Genomic DNA, 18158 nt, shown 5'->3' with positions numbered 1-18158 from the left:
GAAGTGCGCGCCGTCTGGGCATCGGATCGTGGGGACGCCCCTGTCACCAGCTCGTTCACTCGTGCCCCCGTCCCCGCTCGTCCGATGCCCGGCACACTATAGCGACCGATCGGTCGTAAGATAAAGTGCCGGTCATGAGCCCCCGGAGGTCCGTTGTCGAATCCCGCCAGACGAAGCAGCGGATCATCGACCACAGCCTGGCGCTGGCGTCCGTGGAAGGGCTCGAAGGCCTGACGATCGGCCGCCTCGCGACGGAGCTCGGAATGAGCAAGGCCGGACTGCTGGGCCACTTCGGCACGAAGGAAGGCCTTCAGCTGGCGGTGGTCGACGCGGCAGCGGCGCTTTTCGGCCGCGAAGTGCACGCCTCAGCACCACCAGGACTGCCAAAACTCAGGGCACTCTGCGAGGCGTGGGTCTCCTACCTCGAGCGAGACGTGTTGCCCGGCGGTTGTTTCTTCACGGCGGCAGCGTCCGAAGTGGACGGACGCCCGGGCCCGGTCCGCGACGCCGTGCTGGGCATGACCCAGCTCTGGCACCGCGACCTGCGCCTCCAAATCCGCCTGGCGGCCGATGAGCTGCCCCCGGAAACGGACCCGGACCAGCTGCTGTACGACATCGTGGGCGTGATGCTGACCCTCAACCTCTTCCGGCAGCTGCACCACGACCCGAACGCGCCCACCAGGGCCCGAGCAGCACTGAGTCGGCTGCTGGGATAGCGGATCAGCGCACCAGTTTCGCCAACGGCTTGGCCAGCTCCCCGCGCGTTCCCACGGCCACGCCGGACAACCCCAGCCACTCCGCCATGTGCTTCAGCTCCCCCGCCATCTCGGGGAGCACCCGGGCCAGGTCCGCGCCCTCCTCGGCGAACGCGCCCTGGACTCGCAGGACTCCCGCCGCCCGGTCGGACTTCAGGTCCACTCGGCCGACCAGGGAACCGTCCAGCAGGAACGGGAACACGTAGTAGCCGTACACCCGCTTCGGCTCCGGGACGTAGATCTCGATGCGGTACCGGAACCCGAACAGCCGCTCCGTGCGGGCGCGTTCCCAGATCAGCGGGTCGAACGGGCACAGCAGCGCCCGGCCCGGCACCGAACGCGGGGTCCGGGCGGCGGAATGCCGGTACGCCACCGCCTTCCAGCCCTGGACCGCGACCGGCTCCAGGACGCCCGACTCCACCAGCTCCGCCACCGCCTGCCGGGCCGGCGCCGGGCCCAGGCGGTAGTAGTCGCGCAGGTCCGTCTCGGTGGCCACGCCCAGCGCCCGCGCCGAACGCTCGATCAGCCCGCGCGCGCCCTCCTCCGGGGTCACCGACACCGACAGGATCTCCGGCGGGACCACACGTTCGGTCAGGTCGTACAGCCGCTCGAACGAGCGGCGGGTGCCCGTGGTCAGCTGGCCGACGCCGAACAGGTACTCGCAGACGCGCTTGACCTCCGACCGCTCCCACCACGAGCCCGGGCCGCGCCGCTGGGCGTCCGCCTCGACCTCGCGCTCGATGCCGCCCGCGCCGATCGGGCCCAGCTCCTTGACCACCGACAGGATCTCGTCGACCAGGCCCGGGGACTTCTCGATCAGCGGCCCGTAGTGCTTCCACCAGCCATCCCGCTTCGCGCCCGAGCGGATGAGCGGCCAGTCCTCGACCGGGAGCAGGCTCGCCTCGTGCGCCCACGTCTCGACCAGCATCCGGGGCTGCCGCGCCGAGTGCGCCCACGCCGCGCTGTCCAGCAGCGCCGGTTCGTACGCGCCCAGCCGCGAGAACACCGGCATGTAGTGCGCCCGGACCGCGACGTTCACCGAGTCCAGCTGCAGCAGCTGGACCCGCGACAGCACCCGTTTGAGGTGCCGCCGGGAAACCGGACCGGACGGACGGGGGTCGGCGAAGCCCTGTGCGGCCAGGAAGGTCTTCCGGGCCGTCGTGACGCTGATCGTTTGCATGGTCCCGTCATGGTGCCACCCACCACCGACAAAAACGCGCACCACTAGATTCAGCACTCATGAGCGACGCCGCCGTCCGCCCCGCCGACCTGTCCGACGCCGCGGAGATCGCCCGCATCCAGCGTGACACCTGGCACGCCGCCTACGAGGACCTCCTCGGCAAGCAGGCGCTCGCCGAGCTGGACGCCACCGACCTCGCCGGCACCTGGACCGAGACCATCGACTACCCCGGCAGCCTCGTCCACGTCGCCACCGAGGGCGAGTTCGTCGTCGGGTTCTGCGTCGCCGGCCGCGCGCCCGACGACGAGGTCGCCGACGCCGAGGGCGGCCTGCCCGAGGACGCCGCCACCACCGGCCTGATCGCGACGCTGCTCGTCGAGCCGCGCTGGGGACGCCGCGGCCACGCCGGCCGCCTACTCGCGACGGCCGCCGCGGCCCTCCGGGCCGACGGCGCCACGCGCGGCATCACCTGGGTCGCCCAGGGCGACCACGCCTCGCTCGGCTTCTACCGCCGGGCCGGCTGGAACCCCGACGCCACCGTCCGCACCCTCGACACCGGCGAGCGGCTGCTGCGCGAGGTCCGCCTCACCGGCACCCTCGATCTCGCCCTCACCTGAGTCCCGGAAGATCACCCACCGCATCACGGAGTACATGAAGACGCCCTCGCAGGCGCCCGCGAGCAGCCGCGACAGGTGGTATTCGACGCCCAGCGCCGTCAGCCCCGCGCCCACACCCAGCAAAAACGCCACGTAATTGACAGCGATCGCACCGAGGTAAAGGGCAAGTTGGATTCCGACGGCGGCGTGGGAATGGAAGTTGAACGTCCGGTTCAGCACGAAGCTCAACCCGAACGCGCAGACGTAGGCGACCGTGATCGCGAGCCACACCGGCCAGCCGAGCAGACCGTGGAAAACGGTGAGCAACCCGAGGTCGACGCCGAACGTCAGACCGTTGATGAGGCAGAAGCCCAGAAACGTCGGCGCCACGATCCGCGACAGACCCAGCGGAAGCACCCGCACGACGGTCTGGCAGAGGGCGCCGAATCGGTCAGCGGGCGTACGGAGCTGCTCGGCGGCCACGCCGTCAGCGTTCCAGCGGGAGGTGTCCGGAAGCCGTCGGGCAGGTGATCTTCTGGTGCCGACCACCCAGCGAAGACGGGGGCTAACCCCAGTGTCCGGAGATTTCGAACTGATAACGTGAAGAGAACACGAGAGCTTTTCAGGAGGTGACACGGTGAGCTGGATCCTGCTGACGCTGGGCGTCGCGTTCGGTTCGGCCATCGTGCCGCTGATCAACGCCGAAGTGTTCCTGATCGGGCTGTGTGCCAGTCATCCTGGGCTGCACTGGGTGTGGCTGGGGGCTGCTGTGGCCATCGGGCAGATCGCCGGGAAGACGCTGTATTTTCTTGCCGCGCGCGGGACGATCAAGCTGCCTAAGCCGCTGCACGACCGGCTGCACCGTGAACGGCCGATGACTGCTCGGCGCGTGCGCTGGCAGTTGCGGACGAAGCGGATTCGCGGCTGGGTCGACCGGCTGCGTGAGCGCTGTCATCGTCATCCGCACTGGATGGCGGGTACCTATGGGGTGAGCTCGCTGGTCGGCCTGCCGCCCTTCATGGCGACGAGCGTGCTGGCTGGGCTGGTGCGGATGCGCCTCGCGACCTTCCTGACCACGGGGCTCGCCGGAAGGTGGATCCGCTTCAGTTTGATAGCGGCTTCACCTGCGGTGTTCGCGGGATGGTTGCATCACTAAGCTTTTTGGGTCACTGAGACCTTGGAGTCACTAAAGCTTTGGAGTCACTGAGACTTTTAGGCCATAGAGACTTCGGAGTAACCAAGTCTTTGGCCACAGCGACTTCGGAGAAACTAAGCCTTTGGCCACAGCGACTTTGGAACGACTAAGCCTTTGGCCACAGCGACTTTGGAACGACTAAGCCTTTGGCCACAGCGACTTTGGAGCCACTAAGACTATTGAGTCATAGCAATGTTGGAGTCACTGAACTTTTTGAGTCACTAAGACTTTGGAGCAGAGTGCGGTCCAGGCGGCGCGGGTGACGGTGAGCTGGCCGAGCCGGCGGGCCTTGGTGTCGCGGACGCCGACGGATTCGTCGAGCAGGACCTCAACGCAGTCGTCTTTCGCGGTGTAGCTCGACTTCTGCCAGGTGGAGCCAACACCAACGCACTCTTCCGTCGCGGTGTGACTCGAGGTTCGCCAGTGGAATCCGACCTCGACGCACTCGCCCGATGCGCCAGTGTAGCTCGACGTACGCCAAGTGAACACATCGCCTCCGACTATCGCGCCACCTCGCGGAGTAGGGCTTGCGAGGCGTCCTCGGTCAAAGCCTTGCCCAGTAAAACCTTTACCAGCTTCACGTAGGCGGCGGTAGCCGCCAACTCGCTGCTGAAGGCGCTCGCGTGATAGTGCTCCAGCGCCACGATCGTGGGATCGACAGGAAAGTCGTACAAGGTGAACATGCCGAGCTTGCCCGGGTGGTAGCCCGCGTCCGCGGGCAGGATGCGCACCGAAACGTTGGTGCGCTCGGCCATGGTGAGCAGGTGATCGACCTGGTCCGACATGATGTCGGCATCGCCGACCACTTCGCGGATCGTCAGCTCGGAAAGAACGGCCCTGAGCCGCACGGGCTCGGGCCCGGCGAGGATCCGCTGCCGCTTCAGGCGGATCACCAGCCGCGCATCCGCTTCCTCGACGCCGATTCCGGATGAGTTCAACAACGCGCGAGCGTAGTCAGGGGTCTGCAGCAGACCGGGACCACCAGCGGCGCCCAGTTGGTGATCGCGGAAGCGGTCTGCTCGCACTGGATGACCGCCGTAAGTGCGGCGGGCAGGTCCCAGGAGCCGGAGTCCAGCCAGTTGGGTTCCTTCGCGTGCTTCGCGAGGAACAGGATTCGTTTGGCGGTTTCCCTGTCCACCCGCAGGTACCCGAGCACGCGAGCCACCTCCTCCACCGGCGGCACCCGCTGCCCCCTTTCCCACTGGGACAACAACTGCGGGTCGATCTCCAGCGCCCGCGACAACTGCCGCAGCCCGTACTTCTTCGCTTCACGCACATCGCGCAGCGAAGCGGACAACGCCCTCACAGCCGGAGAAGTGGAAGTCGGCTTCATGCGGGAGATGGTACGAAGCGCCGTCATTTCCCGAATGAACGACAACTGTAAGCGAATTGCCACACCAGAACCCCGCAGGCCGCAACGCCGAACGCCCACCCGCCGAGCGGTTCTGCCAGCACCGCCACCAGGAAACAGAACACCGCGAACCCTCCGAGGCCGCGCAGGACTCCTCGCACTGTCGCGGCCGCCGCGGGTGGGCCTCCCTGTGCCAGGGCGAACACCGCCACCACGCTCAGCGCCGTCGGGAACGGGGCCAGGACACCCGTCAGGTCCGGACCTAGGCGGCCGGCCGCGGCCGTCACCGCCAGGACGAGGCCCGCCGTCACCACGGCCCGCGCGGGCAGGTCCCACCACGGGAGCGTCACCGGTCTCGGCTCGCCCGGTGGGGGCAGCAGCCGCGCACCCGCCAAGGCCGCCGCCCAGGCCAGGCCCAGACCCGCCCACGCCGGGACCGGTGCGAACGACAGCGCGAGATCCAGGGACAAGCACACCAGCCAGCCCACCAGCAGCGTGCCCGGCCAGGCGCGCGCCCGGCTCACCCGGGCGAACACCACCGCGAACGCCGCCAGGGACACCAGGCCCAGCAGGGACGCCGACGCCGCCCGTGCGACGAACGCCGCGCCCTGCTCCAGGTACGTGATCAGCAGGATCGGGCCCGCCACCAGCGGCAGCGCGACCAGCAGACCGGTCAGGCCCGGCCCCCAGCGGCGGCCGGCCAGCGACGACCCGACCACCAGTAGCGGCGCGAGCACGAGCTTCAGCAGCAGCGTCACTGATCCCAGTCTGCCAGGGAAGACTCAGTGATCGGCGGCTTCCAGCTCCACGGCCTTCTTCATCGTCTCGCGGGCCCGCCGCCGGTCGCCCGCGATGTCGTACGCGTACGCGAGCTTGTACCACGCCCGCCAGTTCTCCTGGTCCGCCTCCACCTCGGCACGGCGGTCCTGGAACCACGCGTCGGCCGCGTCGCGGTCGACACGACCCGAGGGCCGGCGCGGCAGGTCCGAGACGTCCGGGAGTTCGCCTTCGGAGTCCAGCCGCCGCGAGAGACGCTGGATCTGCAGCCCGTTGCGCCAGGTCACCACGACGATCCAGATCCCCAGGATCGGCAGCAGCAGCACCCCGACGCCCAGCGCGATACCCGCGCCGGTGCCGGACGCGAACAGCGCGAACGCCCGGTCGGCGAGCAGGACCAGGTAGACGACCAGCGCCGCCGTCATCAGCAGCGCGATGTTACGAGCTTTCACAGGTCGAGCACGTTCTCCAGGCCGACCGTCAGGCCGGGGCGCGCCACCACCGTGCGCACGCCGAGCAGCACCCCCGGCATGAACGACGTCCGGTCGAGCGAGTCGTGCCGGATGGTCAGGGTCTCCCCCTCGCCCCCGAACAGGATCTCCTCGTGCGCCACGAGACCCGGCAGCCGGACCGAGTGCACGTGGACGTCCTCGACCGAGGCGCCGCGGGCGCCGTCGAGCTCCGACGTCGTCGCGTCCGGACCCGGCTTCACGCCCGCCTCGGCCCGCGCCGCGGCGATCATCCGCGCGGTGTGGGCGGCGGTGCCCGAAGGCGCGTCGGCCTTGCGGTTGTGGTGCAGCTCGATGATCTCGGCCGACGCGTAGAACTTGGCCGCCTGGGCCGCGAACCGCATCGCCAGAACCGCACCGAGCGCGAAGTTCGGCGCGATCAGCACGCCCAGCGCCGGCTTCGGCTCCAGCAGCGCGCGCAGCTCGGCCAACCGCGACTCGCTGAAGCCCGTCGTGCCGACCACCGCGTGGATGTCGTGCGAGATCAGGTACTTCAGGTTGTCCATCACAGCGTCGGGGTGGGTGAAGTCGACCACGACCTCGGCCTCGGCCAGCGCCGAGAAGTCATCGCCCGCGTCCAAAGCGGCGACGACCTTCATGTCGCCTGCCCCCTCGACGGCGTTCACCACCGTCGCGCCCATCCGGCCGCGGGCGCCGAGCACACCGACGTTGATGGTCATGAAGCGATCACCTCGTGCAAGTCATCGGGCAGGTCGTCGGCGTGAGCGTACGGCCCGACGACCGCCGCCGCCGAGACCCCGCCCGGCCGCGCGAACAAAGTGCGAGCGAGCGCACACACGTCCTCGGTGGTGACGGCGTCGATGCGGGCGATCGTGTCGTCGACACCGAGATAACGCGCGTAGTTGAGCTCGGTCTTGCCGAGCCGCGACATCCGCGACGACGTGTCCTCCAGGCCCAGCACCAGCCCGCCGCGCAGCTGGCCCTTCGCGCGGGCCACCTCGGCTTCGGTCAGGCCGTCGACGCCGACCTTGTCGAGGACCTCGCGGATCACGCCCGCGACGTCGCCGAGCTTCTCCGGCTGGCAGCCCGCGTACACGGACATGTGGCCGGTGTCGGAGTAGCTCGCAACGGACGAGTACACCTGGTACGCCAGCCCGCGCTGCTCGCGGATCTCCTGGAACAGCCGCGAGCTCATGCCGCCGCCGAGGGCCGCGTTGAGCACCGACAGCGCGAAACGGCGCTCGTCGTGACGCGACAGCGACCGCAGGCCGAGCATGACGTGCGCCTGCTCGGTGTCGTCGGTGTGCAGGGCCAGCTTCGGCGGGGTCTTGATCCGGGCGCGGCCCTCCCGCGGCGCGACCGGTGTGGCCGTGCCGTCCAGGCGGCCGCGCAAAGCCTTGCGCACCAGGCGGAGCACCTGGCTGTGGTCGACGTTGCCGGCCACCGCCAGCACCATCCGGGGCAGCGTGTAGCGGCGCTTGTAGAAGTTCCGCAGCGCGGCGGGCGACATCTCGATGATCGACTTCTCGGTGCCGAGCACCGGACGGCCGAGCGGGTGCTCACCGAGGATCGCGCTGACGAACGTCTCGTGCAGCAGGTCCTCGGGGTCGTCGTCGCGCATCGAGATCTCTTCGAGCACGACGCTGCGTTCCATGTCCATGTCGCGGTCGGTGCAGAGCGCCTCGAACACGACGTCGGTGACCAGGTCGACGGCCAGCGGGAGGTCGGCGTCGAGCACCTGCGCGTAGTAGCAGGTGTGCTCCTTCGCCGTGAAGGCGTTGAACTCGCCGCCGACGGCGTCGATCTCCTCGGCGATCTGCGTGGCGTCGCGGTTCTTCGTGCCCTTGAACAGCAGGTGCTCGAGGTAGTGCGCGGCGCCGGCGACGGCCACCGGCTCGTCGCGGGAGCCGATGCCGACCCACAGCCCGACCGTGGCCGAGCGGGACGCCGGGACGTGCTCGGTGATCACGCGCAGGCCGCCGGGCAGCACACTGCGCTTGACGACCGCGCCGTCCGGAGTGGACTCCAGCGTGCGGGTGGTGCCGATGGGCTGCTCGTGCCCGGAAACCTGCCGTGCCATGGGTTCCTTACTCACGATGCCGTGAAGGCCCCCTCGCCGGAAACGACGAGGAGGCCTTCGACGGAACTGTCTTGAACCGGACTAGCCGGGTCTGACTACGCGTCGGCCTTCTCGGCGTCGGCGGCGGGCGCGGCACCCTCGGCGGGGGCCTCGTCTTCCTTGACGACGATCAGGCTGATCTTGCCGCGGTTGTCGATGTCGGCGATCTCGACGCGGAGCTTGTCGCCCACGTTGACGACGTCCTCGACCTTGGCGATCCGCTTGCCGTTGCCCAGCTTGGAGATGTGCACCAGGCCGTCCTTGCCCGGCAGCAGCGAGACGAACGCGCCGAACGCGGCCGTCTTCACCACGGTGCCGAGGAAGCGCTCCCCGACCTTGGGCAGCTGCGGGTTGGCGATGGCGTTGATCAGGTCGATCGCCGCCTCCGCCGACGGGCCGTCGGCCGCGCCCACGTAGATCGTGCCGTCGTCCTCGATGGAGATGTCGGCGCCGGTCTGCTCGGTGATCGAGTTGATCATCTTGCCCTTCGGGCCGATGACCTCGCCGATCTTGTCGACCGGGATCTTCACGCTGGTGACGCGCGGCGAGAACGGGCTCATCTCGTCCGGGCCGTCGATCGCCTCGGCGATGACCTCCAGGATGGTGAGGCGAGCGTCCTTCGCCTGCTTCAGCGCGGCAGCAAGCACCTCCGACGGGATGCCGTCGAGCTTGGTGTCCAGCTGCAGGGCGGTGATGATGTCCTTGGTGCCGGCGACCTTGAAGTCCATGTCGCCCATGGCGTCCTCGGCCCCGAGGATGTCGGTCAGCGCGACGTAGCGGGTCTCGCCGTCGACCTCGTCGGAGATGAGGCCCATCGCGATGCCCGCGACCGGCGCCTTCAGCGGCACGCCGGCGTTGTACAGGCCCATCGTGGACGCGCAGACCGAGCCCATCGACGTCGAGCCGTTGGAGCCCAGCGCCTCGGAGACCTGGCGGATCGCGTACGGGAACTCGTCCCGCTTCGGCAGCACCGGCACCAGGGCGCGCTCGGCGAGCATGCCGTGGCCGATTTCGCGGCGCTTCGGCGAACCGACGCGGCCGGTCTCACCGGTGGAGAAGGGCGGGAAGTTGTAGTGGTGCAAGTAGCGCTTGTGCGTCTCCGGGGAGAGCGAGTCGATCTGCTGCTCCATGCGGAGCATGTTCAGCGTGGTGACACCCAGGATCTGGGTCTCGCCGCGCTCGAACAGCGCCGAGCCGTGCGCCCGCGGGATCACGGCGACCTCGGCCGAAAGCGACCGGATGTCGGTGAGGCCACGGCCGTCCATGCGGATCTTGTCCGTGAGGACGCGCTTGCGCATGACCTTCTTGGACAGCGCCTTGAACGCGGCGCCGATCTCCTTCTCGCGGCCCTCGAAGGCTTCGCCCTCGCCGATGCCGACCTTCTCCAGGACGGCGGCCTTGACCTCGTCGGTCGCGGCGTCACGGGCCTGCTTGCCGGCGATCTGCAGCGCGTTCGCCAGGTCGTCGGTCGCGATCGCGGCGACGGCCTCGAAGGCGTCCTGCTCGTAGGCCAGGAAGACCGGGAACTCGCCGGTCGGCTTGGCGGCGACCTCGGCCAGCTTCTGCTGGGCCTCGCACAGCACCTTGATGAACGGCTTCGCGGCCTCGAGGCCCTCGGCGACCGAGACCTCGTCCGGCGCCTTGCCGCCCGCGGCGATCAGGTCGAGCGTGTGCTCGGTGCCCTCGGCCTCGACCATCATGATCGCGACGTCGTCACCGACGATGCGACCGGCGACGACCATGTTGAAGGTCGCCTTCTCCAGCTGCGACCAGGTCGGGAACGCGACCCACTGGTCCTCGATCAGGGCGACGCGCACGCCACCGACCGGGCCCGAGAACGGCAGGCCGGCGATCTGGGTCGACGCCGAAGCGGCGTTGATGGCCAGCACGTCGTACGGGTCGTCCGGGTTGAGGCTCTGGACGGTGATGACGACCTGGATCTCGTTGCGGAGACCGTCGGTGAACGACGGGCGCAGCGGCCGGTCGATCAGGCGGCAGGTCAGGATCGCGTCCGTGGAGGGCCGGCCCTCGCGGCGGAAGAACGCGCCCGGGATGCGGCCCGCGGCGTACATGCGCTCTTCGACGTCCACGGTCAGCGGGAAGAAGTCGAAGTGGTCCTTCGGGTGCTTCGACGCCGTGGTCGCCGAGAGCAGCATGGTCTCTTCGTCGAGGTAAGCCACGACGGCGCCGGCGGCCTGCTTGGCCAGGCGGCCCGTCTCGAAGCGGACGGTGCGGGTGCCGAACCGGCCGTTGTCGATCACGGCTTCGGTCTCGTGCACGGTGACTCCGGTGGAGTCGGTCATAGATGTTTCTCCTCTTTGGTTCCTCTGTCCGGCGCGAGTCTCCCACCCTGGGACCCGTTTCGCTTGAGGACGCTCGAGGAGTGATGCCGGTCTTCGATCGAAGCCCCCGGGACTCTTCCCGGAAGCCACTACCGAGGACCGGCGGACGGTCCCTCGCGCGCGCTCGCGCCGTTTCTTCCTCTTTAGACCGAGGGGGAGCGACCGGCGGCCACTCCCCCTCGGGTTCAAGCTATCGGCGCAGGCCGAGGCGCTGGATCAGCGCACGGTAACGCTCGATGTCCACCTTCATCACGTAGTTCAGCAGCCGGCGGCGACGGCCGACCAGCAGCAGGAGCCCGCGACGCGAGTGGTGGTCGTGCTTGTGAGCCTTGAGGTGCTCGGTGAGGCCGACGATCCGCTTGGTCAGCAGCGCGACCTGGGCCTCGGGGGATCCCGTGTCCGAGTCGTGCACGCCGTACTCGGCCAGGATCGACTTCTTCTCTTCGGTGGACAGCGCCACTTGTGTTACTCCTCGAAATGATCAGTGCCGTGCGGCCCCGGACGCGGAATGAACGCCGGGAAGACGGTCACGGCCGCCACGGACTGCAGCCGGACCCGGTCACGACGTTACCATTCAGGCCGCAAGCGCCCCTGAGCAGGGCCTTCAGGCGTCGTCCAACCCGAACGAGCGAACCACCCGGTAGCGGCTCCCGCCCGGCTCGCGCTCGCTGGTCATCAGCACGACGTGCGTGGCGGTCCAGCTCCGGCTGGTGAAACCGGCCAACGCCGATGTCCAACGTCCGGCGCGCCCCGGTTCTTCCCGGGGGAACCGCGCGAGCGTCAGGTGGGCCCGGTACGGCCTCGCTTCGGCGCCGGCCCCCGCGGCGTGCGCGAGGGGCGTCAGCTGTGCTCCGGCGGCAGTCAACCACAGCACCCCGGGGAACGTCGCGGCCTTTTCCAGCCGGACGTCGACCGCGGGCCGCCCGGCCAGGCGCCCGGCCAGCCAGGCCCCGCGGACGTCCAGGTCGTCCTGGCCGTAGTAGGCGAGCGTGATGTGCCAGCGCACCGGCGGCTCCCAGCGCAGGCCGTCGTCCGGGTCGGCCAGGGCCTCGGCGACCGCCTCGACGACGTCGGCGGGCGGGACGAGCGCGCTGAACAGGACCGGCATCAGGCGCCGTGGCCCGCCCGGCGGAGCAGGTCGGCGATGGCCGGGAAGTCGTCGTCGAGGCGCTTGGCGGCCTCGCCCAGGTCTTCGTCCTCGGCCAGGTCGCGCAGGTAGGTGAGGACGGCCTGGTCGTCGTTGACCACCGGGATGTTGTCGCGGCCGACGGTGGGCCGGGAGTCGCGGACGTCCTCGAGCGCGGCCAGCATCGCGTCGCGGTTGCCGGCGGCGACCTCGGGCACCAGGATCTTGCGCTCGAGCATGATCATCCTGGCCAGCACGACGGGGTTGCCGATCTTGGCCCGCCGGCCGCTCATCACCTGGCTGAGCATCGGGGCGCTGATGCCGAGGACCTCGGCCAGGAACGCCTGGGAAACGTCGAACGCGACCACGAGGCGGCGCACCCGGTCACCCAGCGGCTCGCCGTACCACTCCCGCTGCAGCGCGATGTTCCGCTGGACGATCTTGTGGTCCTCCACCAGTTCCGCTCCCCTAAACCCGCTCGCCCGCTCTGCCTGAGCATCTTGCCACCGCTGTCACGTGCGTGAACGCGAAACGCCCCTATTCGCCCCCGGTCGGGGCGTCCGGGGGCAGCTCCAGTGCCTTTCTCGTCGCGACGACGTCTTCGTCGATCTGCGCGACCAGCCCGGCCGAGTCGGCGAACCGCACCTGGTCGCGCAGCCGGGTGACGAAGTCGATCGCCACGTGCTGGCCGTAGAAGTCCTCGTCGACGTCGAGGACGAACGCCTCGACCGTCCGCTCGCGCCCGGAGAACGTCGGGTTGGTGCCCACCGAGACGGCCGCGCGCAGCCGGCGCGACGGGTCAGCCGAGCGGGTGAACCAGGCGCTGTAGACGCCGTCGGCCGGGACGGCGGCGAAGCGCGGCGTCGACAGGTTCGCCGTCGGGTAACCGAGCTCGTGGCCCCGGCCGTCGCCGCGGACGACGATGCCCTCCAGGCGGTGCGGGCGGCCGAGCGCCTCGGCGGCGGCGACCACGTCCCCGGCGTCGATGCACGAACGGACGTACGTGCTGGAGAAGGTGATGGCGGACTGGTCCTCTTCGGACAGTTCCTTGCCCTGCAGTTCCGCGCCGTAGGCGGCGAACCCGAACCGGCGGCCGAGGGTGCGCAGCAGCGCGACGTCGCCCGCGGCCTTGGCGCCGAAGGTGAAGTTGTCGCCGACGATCACCGCGGCCGCGTGCAGCCGGTCGACCAGCACCTCGTGCACGAACTCCTCCGGCTGCAGCCGGGACAGCTCCAAGGTGAACGGCAGCACGCAGAAGACGTCGACGCCGAGGCTCTCGACGATCTCCGCCTTGCGCCGCAACGTGGTCAGCTGCGCCGGGTGGCTGCCCGGGCGCAGCACCTCCGACGGGTGCGGGTCGAACGTCACCATGACGCTCGGCAGCCCGCGTTCGGCCGCCGCCGCGACCGTCCGGTTCACCAGCTCCTGGTGCCCGCGGTGCACACCGTCGAACACGCCGATGGTGACCACGCACCGGCCCCAGCCGCCGGGAAGGTCCCCCAGCCCACGCCACCGCAGCACGTCACACTCCCGTCTCTCCGGGCCCACCCTAGGCGGGCAGCAACACGACCACTGCTCGGGACACACCTTGTTCATCTGCCGCCAGCGCGAGCACCCGCCCGTCCGGCCCGAAGAGGCCGTAGGTGCCCTCGACGCCGGCCGCCGGGATGCGCTGGCCGTGGCGGACCGCCTTGGCCGTCGCGGCGTCGAGGTCGCGCCGCGGGAAGGCCGCGGCGACCGCGGCGTCGAGGTCCAGGCTCAGCTCGGGCGTCTCCTCGAGCTGGTCGAGGGTCCTCGCCTTGGCCAGGGTGAACGGGCCGACCGTGGTGCGCCGCAGGGCCCGCAGGTGGCCGCCGACGCCGAGGTCCGCGCCGAGGTCGCGGGCCAGCGCGCGGACGTAGGTGCCGGACGAGCACTCGACGACGGCGTCGACCTCCACGCGGTCGTCCTCGTGGCGGATCGCGAGGACGTCGAAGCGGTAGATGGTGACCGGGCGCGGCGGGATCACGACGTCCTCGCCGGCGCGGACCCGGGCGTAGGCGCGCTTGCCGTCGATCTTGACGGCGCTGACCGCGCTCGGCACCTGCTGGATGTCGCCGGTGAGCTTCGCGATCCCGCGCGCGATGGCGTCGTCTTCCACGGCCTGGGTGTCCGCGCTCGAGAGGACTTCGCCCTCGGCGTCGTCGGTCGTGGTGCTGCTGCCGAGGCTCAGGGTGGCGAGGTAGGTCTTGCGGTCGAGCGCGAGGTGGCCCAGGAGCTTGGTGGCGCGTTCGATGCCGAGCACCAGCACGCCGGTCGCCATCGGGTCGAGCGTGCCGGCGTGCCCGACCTTGCGGGTGCCCATGATCCGGCGGGCGCGGGCGACGACGTCGTGCGACGTCATGCCGGCGGGCTTGTCGACGATGAGCAGGCCGGGTGGCGGGGCGGGGCGGCGGGGCGGTTTCGGGCTCGACACGCGGCAACCCTAGCGGCCGGGTCTCGCGGAACGATCAGGTGCGCTCAGGCGGCGACGATCGGCGTCTCGGGCAGCGCCGCGTCCCAGCGGCGGCGGGTGATGCGGACCGGGAGCTCCTCACCGCGGGCCTCGGCCAGGAACAGGTGGGCGCGAGTGCGCCGCCACCAGGTGAGCATCCGCCAGGTGCCCAGCGCCAGGATCGCGACGATCGCCAGCAGCGAGAGGCGGAAGCTGCCGCCCGTCCACTGCAGCAGGACACCCACCGCGAGCGCGGCGATCGTCGTCGCGACGAAGCCGCCGACGTTGACCACGCCGGTCGCCGTGCCGACGCGGGCCAGCGGGTTGTAGTCGCGGGCCAGCGCGAAGCCGATCATCGACGCCGGGCCGCCGAGGGCGAGGAACGCGAACGCGGGCACCAGCACGGCCACCGGCACCCGGCCGGGCCAGCTCAGCAGCACCGCCCAGAGCAGCGCGGCCCCGCCGATGTACCCGCCGACCAGCGGCATCCGCAGCGACGGACGGCGGCCGATCAGGCCGCCGAGCAGCGGACCGCCCGCCATCGAGCCGAAGACGAACACGGTGAGCAGCGCGCTCGCGGTGGCCTTCGACTGGCCCTGGCCCTGCACCAGCCACGGCACGCCCCACAGCAGCGTCAGCGCGTTCGGCGCGAACATCGTGCTGAAGTGCACCCAGAAGCCCAGGCGTGTCCCCGGCGTCCGCCACGCTTCGGCGACCTGGTGGCCGAGCTCGCGCGGGCGGACGGCTTCGCGGACCGGCTGCTCCACGCCGGCCGGGACGTCGCGGACCCGCAGCGTCACGACCACGGTGTAGAGGACGGTGAGGGCGCCGACCGCGAGGAAGGTGGGGGTCCAGCCGGCGGAGTCGAGCAGCAGCGACAGCGGGACGGTCGCGGCGAGGTTGCCGATGTACCCGACGGCCGCGGTGAACGACGTCAGCAGCGCGTACTGGCGGCCCGGGAAGTGGGCTGCGACCAGGCGAAGCACGCTGATGAACGTGAGCGCGTCGCCGAGGCCGAGCACACCGCGGGCGAGCAGGCCGAGGCCGTAGGAGTGGGCGATGCCGAGGAGGAGCTGGCCGGCGCCGAGCACCAGCACCGCGACGGTGAGGACGCGGCGGGGGCCGTAGCGGTCGACCAGGACGCCGGTCGGGATCTGCATCGCGGCGTACACGCCGACCTGCAGGACGGTGAAGGTGCCGAGCGCGGCCGCGCCGACGCCGAAGCGTTCGGCCGCCTGCAGGCCGGCGACGCCGAAGGAGGTGCGGTGGAAGACCGCGAGGAGGTAGACGGTGACGGCGGCGAGCCAGATGAGCCAGGACCGGGCGGTGGCGCGGCCGGTGGCGGGCGGCACAAGTTCCTCCAGGGTTTCGGCGTTCGTTCCGTGCGGACGCCTGCGCTGCCGTCCCTACTACTTGTAGCGCCTAAGCAACGACGAAACATAGCTGTGATCCCGGTGGCGTTCACCACATGGTTGTATCTGAATGTTCTTCACATTCGGGGGTGGTGTCGTGACCGGGCTGCACGGGGCGCACGCGGTGATCACGGGCGGGTCCAGCGGGATCGGGCTGGCGACGGCGGCGGCGCTGGCCGCGCGCGGCGCGTCGGTCTCCCTGGTGGCGCGGGACGAATCGCGGCTGCGGAAGGCCGCGGTGTCGCTGAAGTCACGCGGCGCTTCGGTCCGGACCGCCGTCGCCGACGTCTCGGTGCAGGCGGAGGTGTCTGCGGTCTTCGCGGAGCTGGCGGCCTCGGCGGGGCCGTGCGACGTGCTGGTGACGTGCGCGGGCCAGGCGCGTCCGGGCGAGTTCCTGGAGCTGGACGACGAGGTCTTCCGGCGGATGGTGGAGGTCGACTACTTCGGGACGCTGCACGCGGTCCGGGCGGTGACGCCGTCGATGGTCCGGCGGGGCCGCGGCTCGATCGTCGCGATCTCGTCGGCGGCCGCGGTGCTGGGGATCTACGGGTACACGGCGTACGCGCCGGCGAAGTTCGCGGTGCGCGGGCTGATGGAGGCGTTGCGCGACGAGCTGAACCCGGCCGGGGTGCACGTCGCGTGTGTGTACCCGCCGGACGTCGACACCCCGCAGCTGGCGGAGGAGAACCGCTGGAAGCCCGCGGCTACGGCGGCGATCAGCGGCACGATCCGCCCGATGGCGCCCGAGGCCGTGGCGTCGGCGATCGTCCGGGCGGTGGAGCGGGAGCGGTACGCGGTGTACCCGGACCGGTCGGTGGCCCTGCTCGCGGCGCTGGGCCCGCTCGCGGCCCCGATCCTGCGCCGCCTGGTGGACCGCCGAGTCCGCCAGTCACGAGCCTGACCCCGAACTCGCGTGACTGAGCCCGGAACTCGCGTGTCTGAATCCGTAACTCGCGTGATTGGAGCCGTAACTCGCGAGTTCCGGGTCTGATCACGCGAGTTCCGGGCTGGATCACGCGAGTTACGGGGTCAGGCGGGGCGGATGGCGCCGGTGACGGCCCAGTTTCCGGAGCGCCAGCGGGCCAGGACCGCCGCCAGGCGGAAGACCATGAACAGCGAGAGGCCGATCCAGATGCCCGTGAGGCCCCAGCCGAAGCCCAGGGACGCCCAGATCAGCGGGAGGAAACCCAGGGCCGCGCTGCCGAGCGTCGCGTTGCGGAGGAACGCCGCGTCGCCCGCGCCGAGCAGGACGCCGTCCAGGGCGAAGACCACCCCCGCGATCGGCTGGAGCGCCACGAAGAACCACCACGCGTGCGGGATCTCCGCCAGCACCCCCGGGTCGGACGTGAACGCGTGCGGCAGCACCCACGACAGCGCCGCGAACACCACCCCCAGGAAGCACCCCAGCAGCAGCCCGTACCGGGTGATCTGCCCGGCCACCCCGCGCGCCTGCCGCGCCGAGTCCGCCCCCAGTGCCGCGCCGACCAGGGACTGCGCGGCGATCGCCACCGAGTCCAGCACCAGCGCGAGGAACGACCACAGCTGCAGCACGATCTGGTGGGCGCCCACCGCCTCCGTCGACGTCCGGGCCGCGACGGCCGCCGCCGAGACGAAGCACGCCTGGAACGCCAGGCTGCGCAGCACCAGGTCGCGGCCGAGGCCGAGCTGCGCGCGCATCACCTTGAAGTCCGGCCGCAGCCCGACCTTCTCCTTCACCAGCGCCGCGAAGAACAGCGACGCCGAGATCACCTGCGCGACGACGTTCGCGATCGCCGACCCCTCCAGGCCCAGCCCCGCCCAGTAGACGAGCACCGGGCACAGCACCGCCGAAATCCCGTTGCCCGCCAGGACGTACCGCAGCGGTTTCGCCGAGTCCTGCACCCCGCGCATCCAGCCGTTGCCGGCCATCGTGACCAGGATCATCGGCGCGCCGAACAGGGCGATCCGGATCCACGACACGGCAGCCGTGGCTGTGACATCGCTGCCCGAGAGCACCCGCGCGATCGGCCAGGCCAGCAGCTGCCCGGCGACCAGCACGACGAGCCCGACCAGCAGCGCCAGCCACGTCGCCTGCACACCCTCGCGCACCGCGTCAACGCGCCGGCCCGCGCCGTGCAGGCGGGCGGTGCGTGACGTCGTGCCGTACGACAGGAACGTCAGCTGGCTCGACACCTGGGCCAGCACGACCCCGCCGAGCGCGAGGCCGGCCAGCGACAGCGCGTCGAGGTGGCCGACCACCGCGGTGTCGACCAGCACGTACAACGGCTCGGCGGCCAGCACGCCCAGCGCCGGCACGGCCAGGCCCAGCACGCGCTTCGCCGGCACCCGTTCGATCTCGTCCACATTCACCACGAACCGGACT

Annotated in this window: 20 protein-coding genes and 1 pseudogene; 4 read left to right on the top strand and 17 right to left on the bottom strand. The window is 70.6% G+C overall.

All coding sequences use genetic code 11. The features are described 5' to 3' along the window. The first annotated feature begins 134 nt into the window (after positions 1-134). Positions 135-716 (top strand): TetR/AcrR family transcriptional regulator, encoded by a 582-nt coding sequence (locus tag ACZ63J_RS39670; protein ID WP_465399328.1) that lies wholly within the window; start codon positions 135-137, stop codon positions 714-716. 4 nt (positions 717-720) lie between these two features. On the opposite strand, the gene ACZ63J_RS39665 is transcribed toward ACZ63J_RS39670, so the two are convergent. Next, on the bottom strand, positions 721-1935 hold the full coding sequence (locus tag ACZ63J_RS39665) for a winged helix-turn-helix domain-containing protein (protein ID WP_465399329.1): 1215 nt from the start codon (positions 1933-1935) through the stop codon (positions 721-723). A gap of 59 nt (positions 1936-1994) precedes the next feature. On the opposite strand from ACZ63J_RS39665, the gene ACZ63J_RS39660 reads away from it, so the two are divergent. Further along, entirely contained in the window at positions 1995-2552 is a 558-nt protein-coding gene (locus tag ACZ63J_RS39660; protein WP_465399330.1) for a GNAT family N-acetyltransferase, read from the top strand. Between the two features lie 66 nt (positions 2553-2618). On the opposite strand, the pseudogene ACZ63J_RS39655 reads toward ACZ63J_RS39660, so the two are convergent. Beyond that, positions 2619-3215, bottom strand: a pseudogene (locus ACZ63J_RS39655) (GtrA family protein); the annotation flags it as partial. Here ACZ63J_RS39655 and ACZ63J_RS39650 point away from each other — a divergent pair. Then, positions 3169-3687: a hypothetical protein gene (locus ACZ63J_RS39650; protein ID WP_465309814.1), complete on the top strand. Its 519-nt coding sequence runs from the start codon at positions 3169-3171 to the stop codon at positions 3685-3687. The pseudogene ACZ63J_RS39655 and the gene ACZ63J_RS39650 sit on opposite strands and share 47 nt — an antisense overlap. A 240-nt stretch (positions 3688-3927) precedes the next feature. Here ACZ63J_RS39650 and ACZ63J_RS39645 read toward each other — a convergent pair whose 3' ends face one another. The 14 genes from ACZ63J_RS39645 to ACZ63J_RS39580 all read right to left on the bottom strand — a co-directional run bounded on the left by ACZ63J_RS39645 (position 3928) and on the right by ACZ63J_RS39580 (position 15736). Next, positions 3928-4215, bottom strand: a complete 288-nt coding sequence (locus tag ACZ63J_RS39645) for a DUF397 domain-containing protein (protein WP_465399331.1) — start codon at positions 4213-4215, stop codon at positions 3928-3930. A gap of 11 nt (positions 4216-4226) precedes the next feature. Continuing rightward, on the bottom strand, positions 4227-4667 hold the full coding sequence (locus tag ACZ63J_RS39640; protein WP_465399332.1) for a DUF5753 domain-containing protein: 441 nt from the start codon (positions 4665-4667) through the stop codon (positions 4227-4229). After that, positions 4661-5059 (bottom strand): helix-turn-helix domain-containing protein, encoded by a 399-nt coding sequence (locus ACZ63J_RS39635; protein ID WP_465399333.1) that lies wholly within the window; start codon positions 5057-5059, stop codon positions 4661-4663. Before ACZ63J_RS39635 ends, ACZ63J_RS39640 begins: the two co-directional genes overlap by 7 nt. A gap of 23 nt (positions 5060-5082) precedes the next feature. Next, complete coding sequence (locus tag ACZ63J_RS39630; RefSeq protein ID WP_465399334.1) at positions 5083-5835, bottom strand: hypothetical protein; 753 nt, start codon at positions 5833-5835, stop codon at positions 5083-5085. A 24-nt stretch (positions 5836-5859) separates the two neighbouring features. Next, positions 5860-6306, bottom strand: coding sequence for a tetratricopeptide repeat protein (locus ACZ63J_RS39625; RefSeq protein ID WP_465399335.1), 447 nt, complete (start codon positions 6304-6306; stop codon positions 5860-5862). Continuing rightward, complete coding sequence (dapB, locus tag ACZ63J_RS39620) at positions 6303-7043, bottom strand: 4-hydroxy-tetrahydrodipicolinate reductase (protein WP_465399336.1); 741 nt, start codon at positions 7041-7043, stop codon at positions 6303-6305. The genes ACZ63J_RS39625 and dapB overlap by 4 nt, the downstream gene beginning before the upstream one ends. Beyond that, the gene (locus tag ACZ63J_RS39615; protein ID WP_465399337.1) at positions 7040-8404 is read right to left on the bottom strand and encodes a M16 family metallopeptidase; all 1365 of its coding nucleotides are present in this window, start codon (positions 8402-8404) and stop codon (positions 7040-7042) included. The genes dapB and ACZ63J_RS39615 overlap by 4 nt, the downstream gene beginning before the upstream one ends. Positions 8405-8499: 95 nt before the next feature. Then, entirely contained in the window at positions 8500-10746 is a 2247-nt protein-coding gene (locus ACZ63J_RS39610; protein WP_465309807.1) for a polyribonucleotide nucleotidyltransferase, read from the bottom strand. A 229-nt stretch (positions 10747-10975) separates the two neighbouring features. Next, on the bottom strand, positions 10976-11245 hold the full coding sequence (rpsO, locus tag ACZ63J_RS39605) for a 30S ribosomal protein S15 (protein WP_003084034.1): 270 nt from the start codon (positions 11243-11245) through the stop codon (positions 10976-10978). Between the two features lie 144 nt (positions 11246-11389). Further along, entirely contained in the window at positions 11390-11893 is a 504-nt protein-coding gene (thpR, locus tag ACZ63J_RS39600; protein WP_465399338.1) for an RNA 2',3'-cyclic phosphodiesterase, read from the bottom strand. Then, the gene (locus ACZ63J_RS39595; RefSeq protein ID WP_465309805.1) at positions 11893-12366 is read right to left on the bottom strand and encodes an XRE family transcriptional regulator; all 474 of its coding nucleotides are present in this window, start codon (positions 12364-12366) and stop codon (positions 11893-11895) included. The genes thpR and ACZ63J_RS39595 overlap by 1 nt, the downstream gene beginning before the upstream one ends. Positions 12367-12448: 82 nt before the next feature. Beyond that, positions 12449-13432 (bottom strand): bifunctional riboflavin kinase/FAD synthetase, encoded by a 984-nt coding sequence (locus ACZ63J_RS39590; protein WP_465399339.1) that lies wholly within the window; start codon positions 13430-13432, stop codon positions 12449-12451. Between the two features lie 28 nt (positions 13433-13460). Then, positions 13461-14366 carry a tRNA pseudouridine(55) synthase TruB gene (gene truB / locus ACZ63J_RS39585; RefSeq protein ID WP_465399340.1) on the bottom strand — a complete coding sequence of 302 codons (906 nt, stop codon included), beginning with the start codon at positions 14364-14366 and terminating at the stop codon, positions 13461-13463. Between the two features lie 44 nt (positions 14367-14410). Next, positions 14411-15736 (bottom strand): MFS transporter, encoded by a 1326-nt coding sequence (locus tag ACZ63J_RS39580; RefSeq protein WP_465399341.1) that lies wholly within the window; start codon positions 15734-15736, stop codon positions 14411-14413. A 157-nt stretch (positions 15737-15893) separates the two neighbouring features. On the opposite strand from ACZ63J_RS39580, the gene ACZ63J_RS39575 reads away from it, so the two are divergent. Then, positions 15894-16697 (top strand): SDR family oxidoreductase, encoded by an 804-nt coding sequence (locus ACZ63J_RS39575; RefSeq protein ID WP_465399342.1) that lies wholly within the window; start codon positions 15894-15896, stop codon positions 16695-16697. Positions 16698-16825: 128 nt separating this feature from the next. On the opposite strand, the gene ACZ63J_RS39570 is transcribed toward ACZ63J_RS39575, so the two are convergent. Beyond that, the gene (locus ACZ63J_RS39570) at positions 16826-18145 is read right to left on the bottom strand and encodes an MATE family efflux transporter (RefSeq protein ID WP_465399626.1); all 1320 of its coding nucleotides are present in this window, start codon (positions 18143-18145) and stop codon (positions 16826-16828) included. Between the last annotated feature and the right edge of the window lie 13 nt (positions 18146-18158).

Source organism: Amycolatopsis sp. NPDC104863, assembly GCF_055582965.1.
This window is presented reverse-complemented; position numbering and strand designations above follow the sequence as displayed.

What these genes read in the sequence shown, in the direction of transcription:
- ACZ63J_RS39670 (WP_465399328.1), top strand. Translation starts at nt 135, where the DNA reads ATGAGCCCCCGGAGGTCCGTTGTCGAATCCCGCCAGACGAAGCAGCGG.
- ACZ63J_RS39665 (WP_465399329.1), bottom strand. Translation starts at nt 1,935, where the DNA reads ATGCAAACGATCAGCGTCACGACGGCCCGGAAGACCTTCCTGGCCGCA.
- ACZ63J_RS39660 (WP_465399330.1), top strand. Translation starts at nt 1,995, where the DNA reads ATGAGCGACGCCGCCGTCCGCCCCGCCGACCTGTCCGACGCCGCGGAG.
- ACZ63J_RS39635 (WP_465399333.1), bottom strand. Translation starts at nt 5,059, where the DNA reads ATGAAGCCGACTTCCACTTCTCCGGCTGTGAGGGCGTTGTCCGCTTCG.
- dapB (WP_465399336.1), bottom strand. Translation starts at nt 7,043, where the DNA reads ATGACCATCAACGTCGGTGTGCTCGGCGCCCGCGGCCGGATGGGCGCG.
- ACZ63J_RS39615 (WP_465399337.1), bottom strand. Translation starts at nt 8,404, where the DNA reads ATGGCACGGCAGGTTTCCGGGCACGAGCAGCCCATCGGCACCACCCGC.
- ACZ63J_RS39610 (WP_465309807.1), bottom strand. Translation starts at nt 10,746, where the DNA reads ATGACCGACTCCACCGGAGTCACCGTGCACGAGACCGAAGCCGTGATC.
- thpR (WP_465399338.1), bottom strand. Translation starts at nt 11,893, where the DNA reads ATGCCGGTCCTGTTCAGCGCGCTCGTCCCGCCCGCCGACGTCGTCGAG.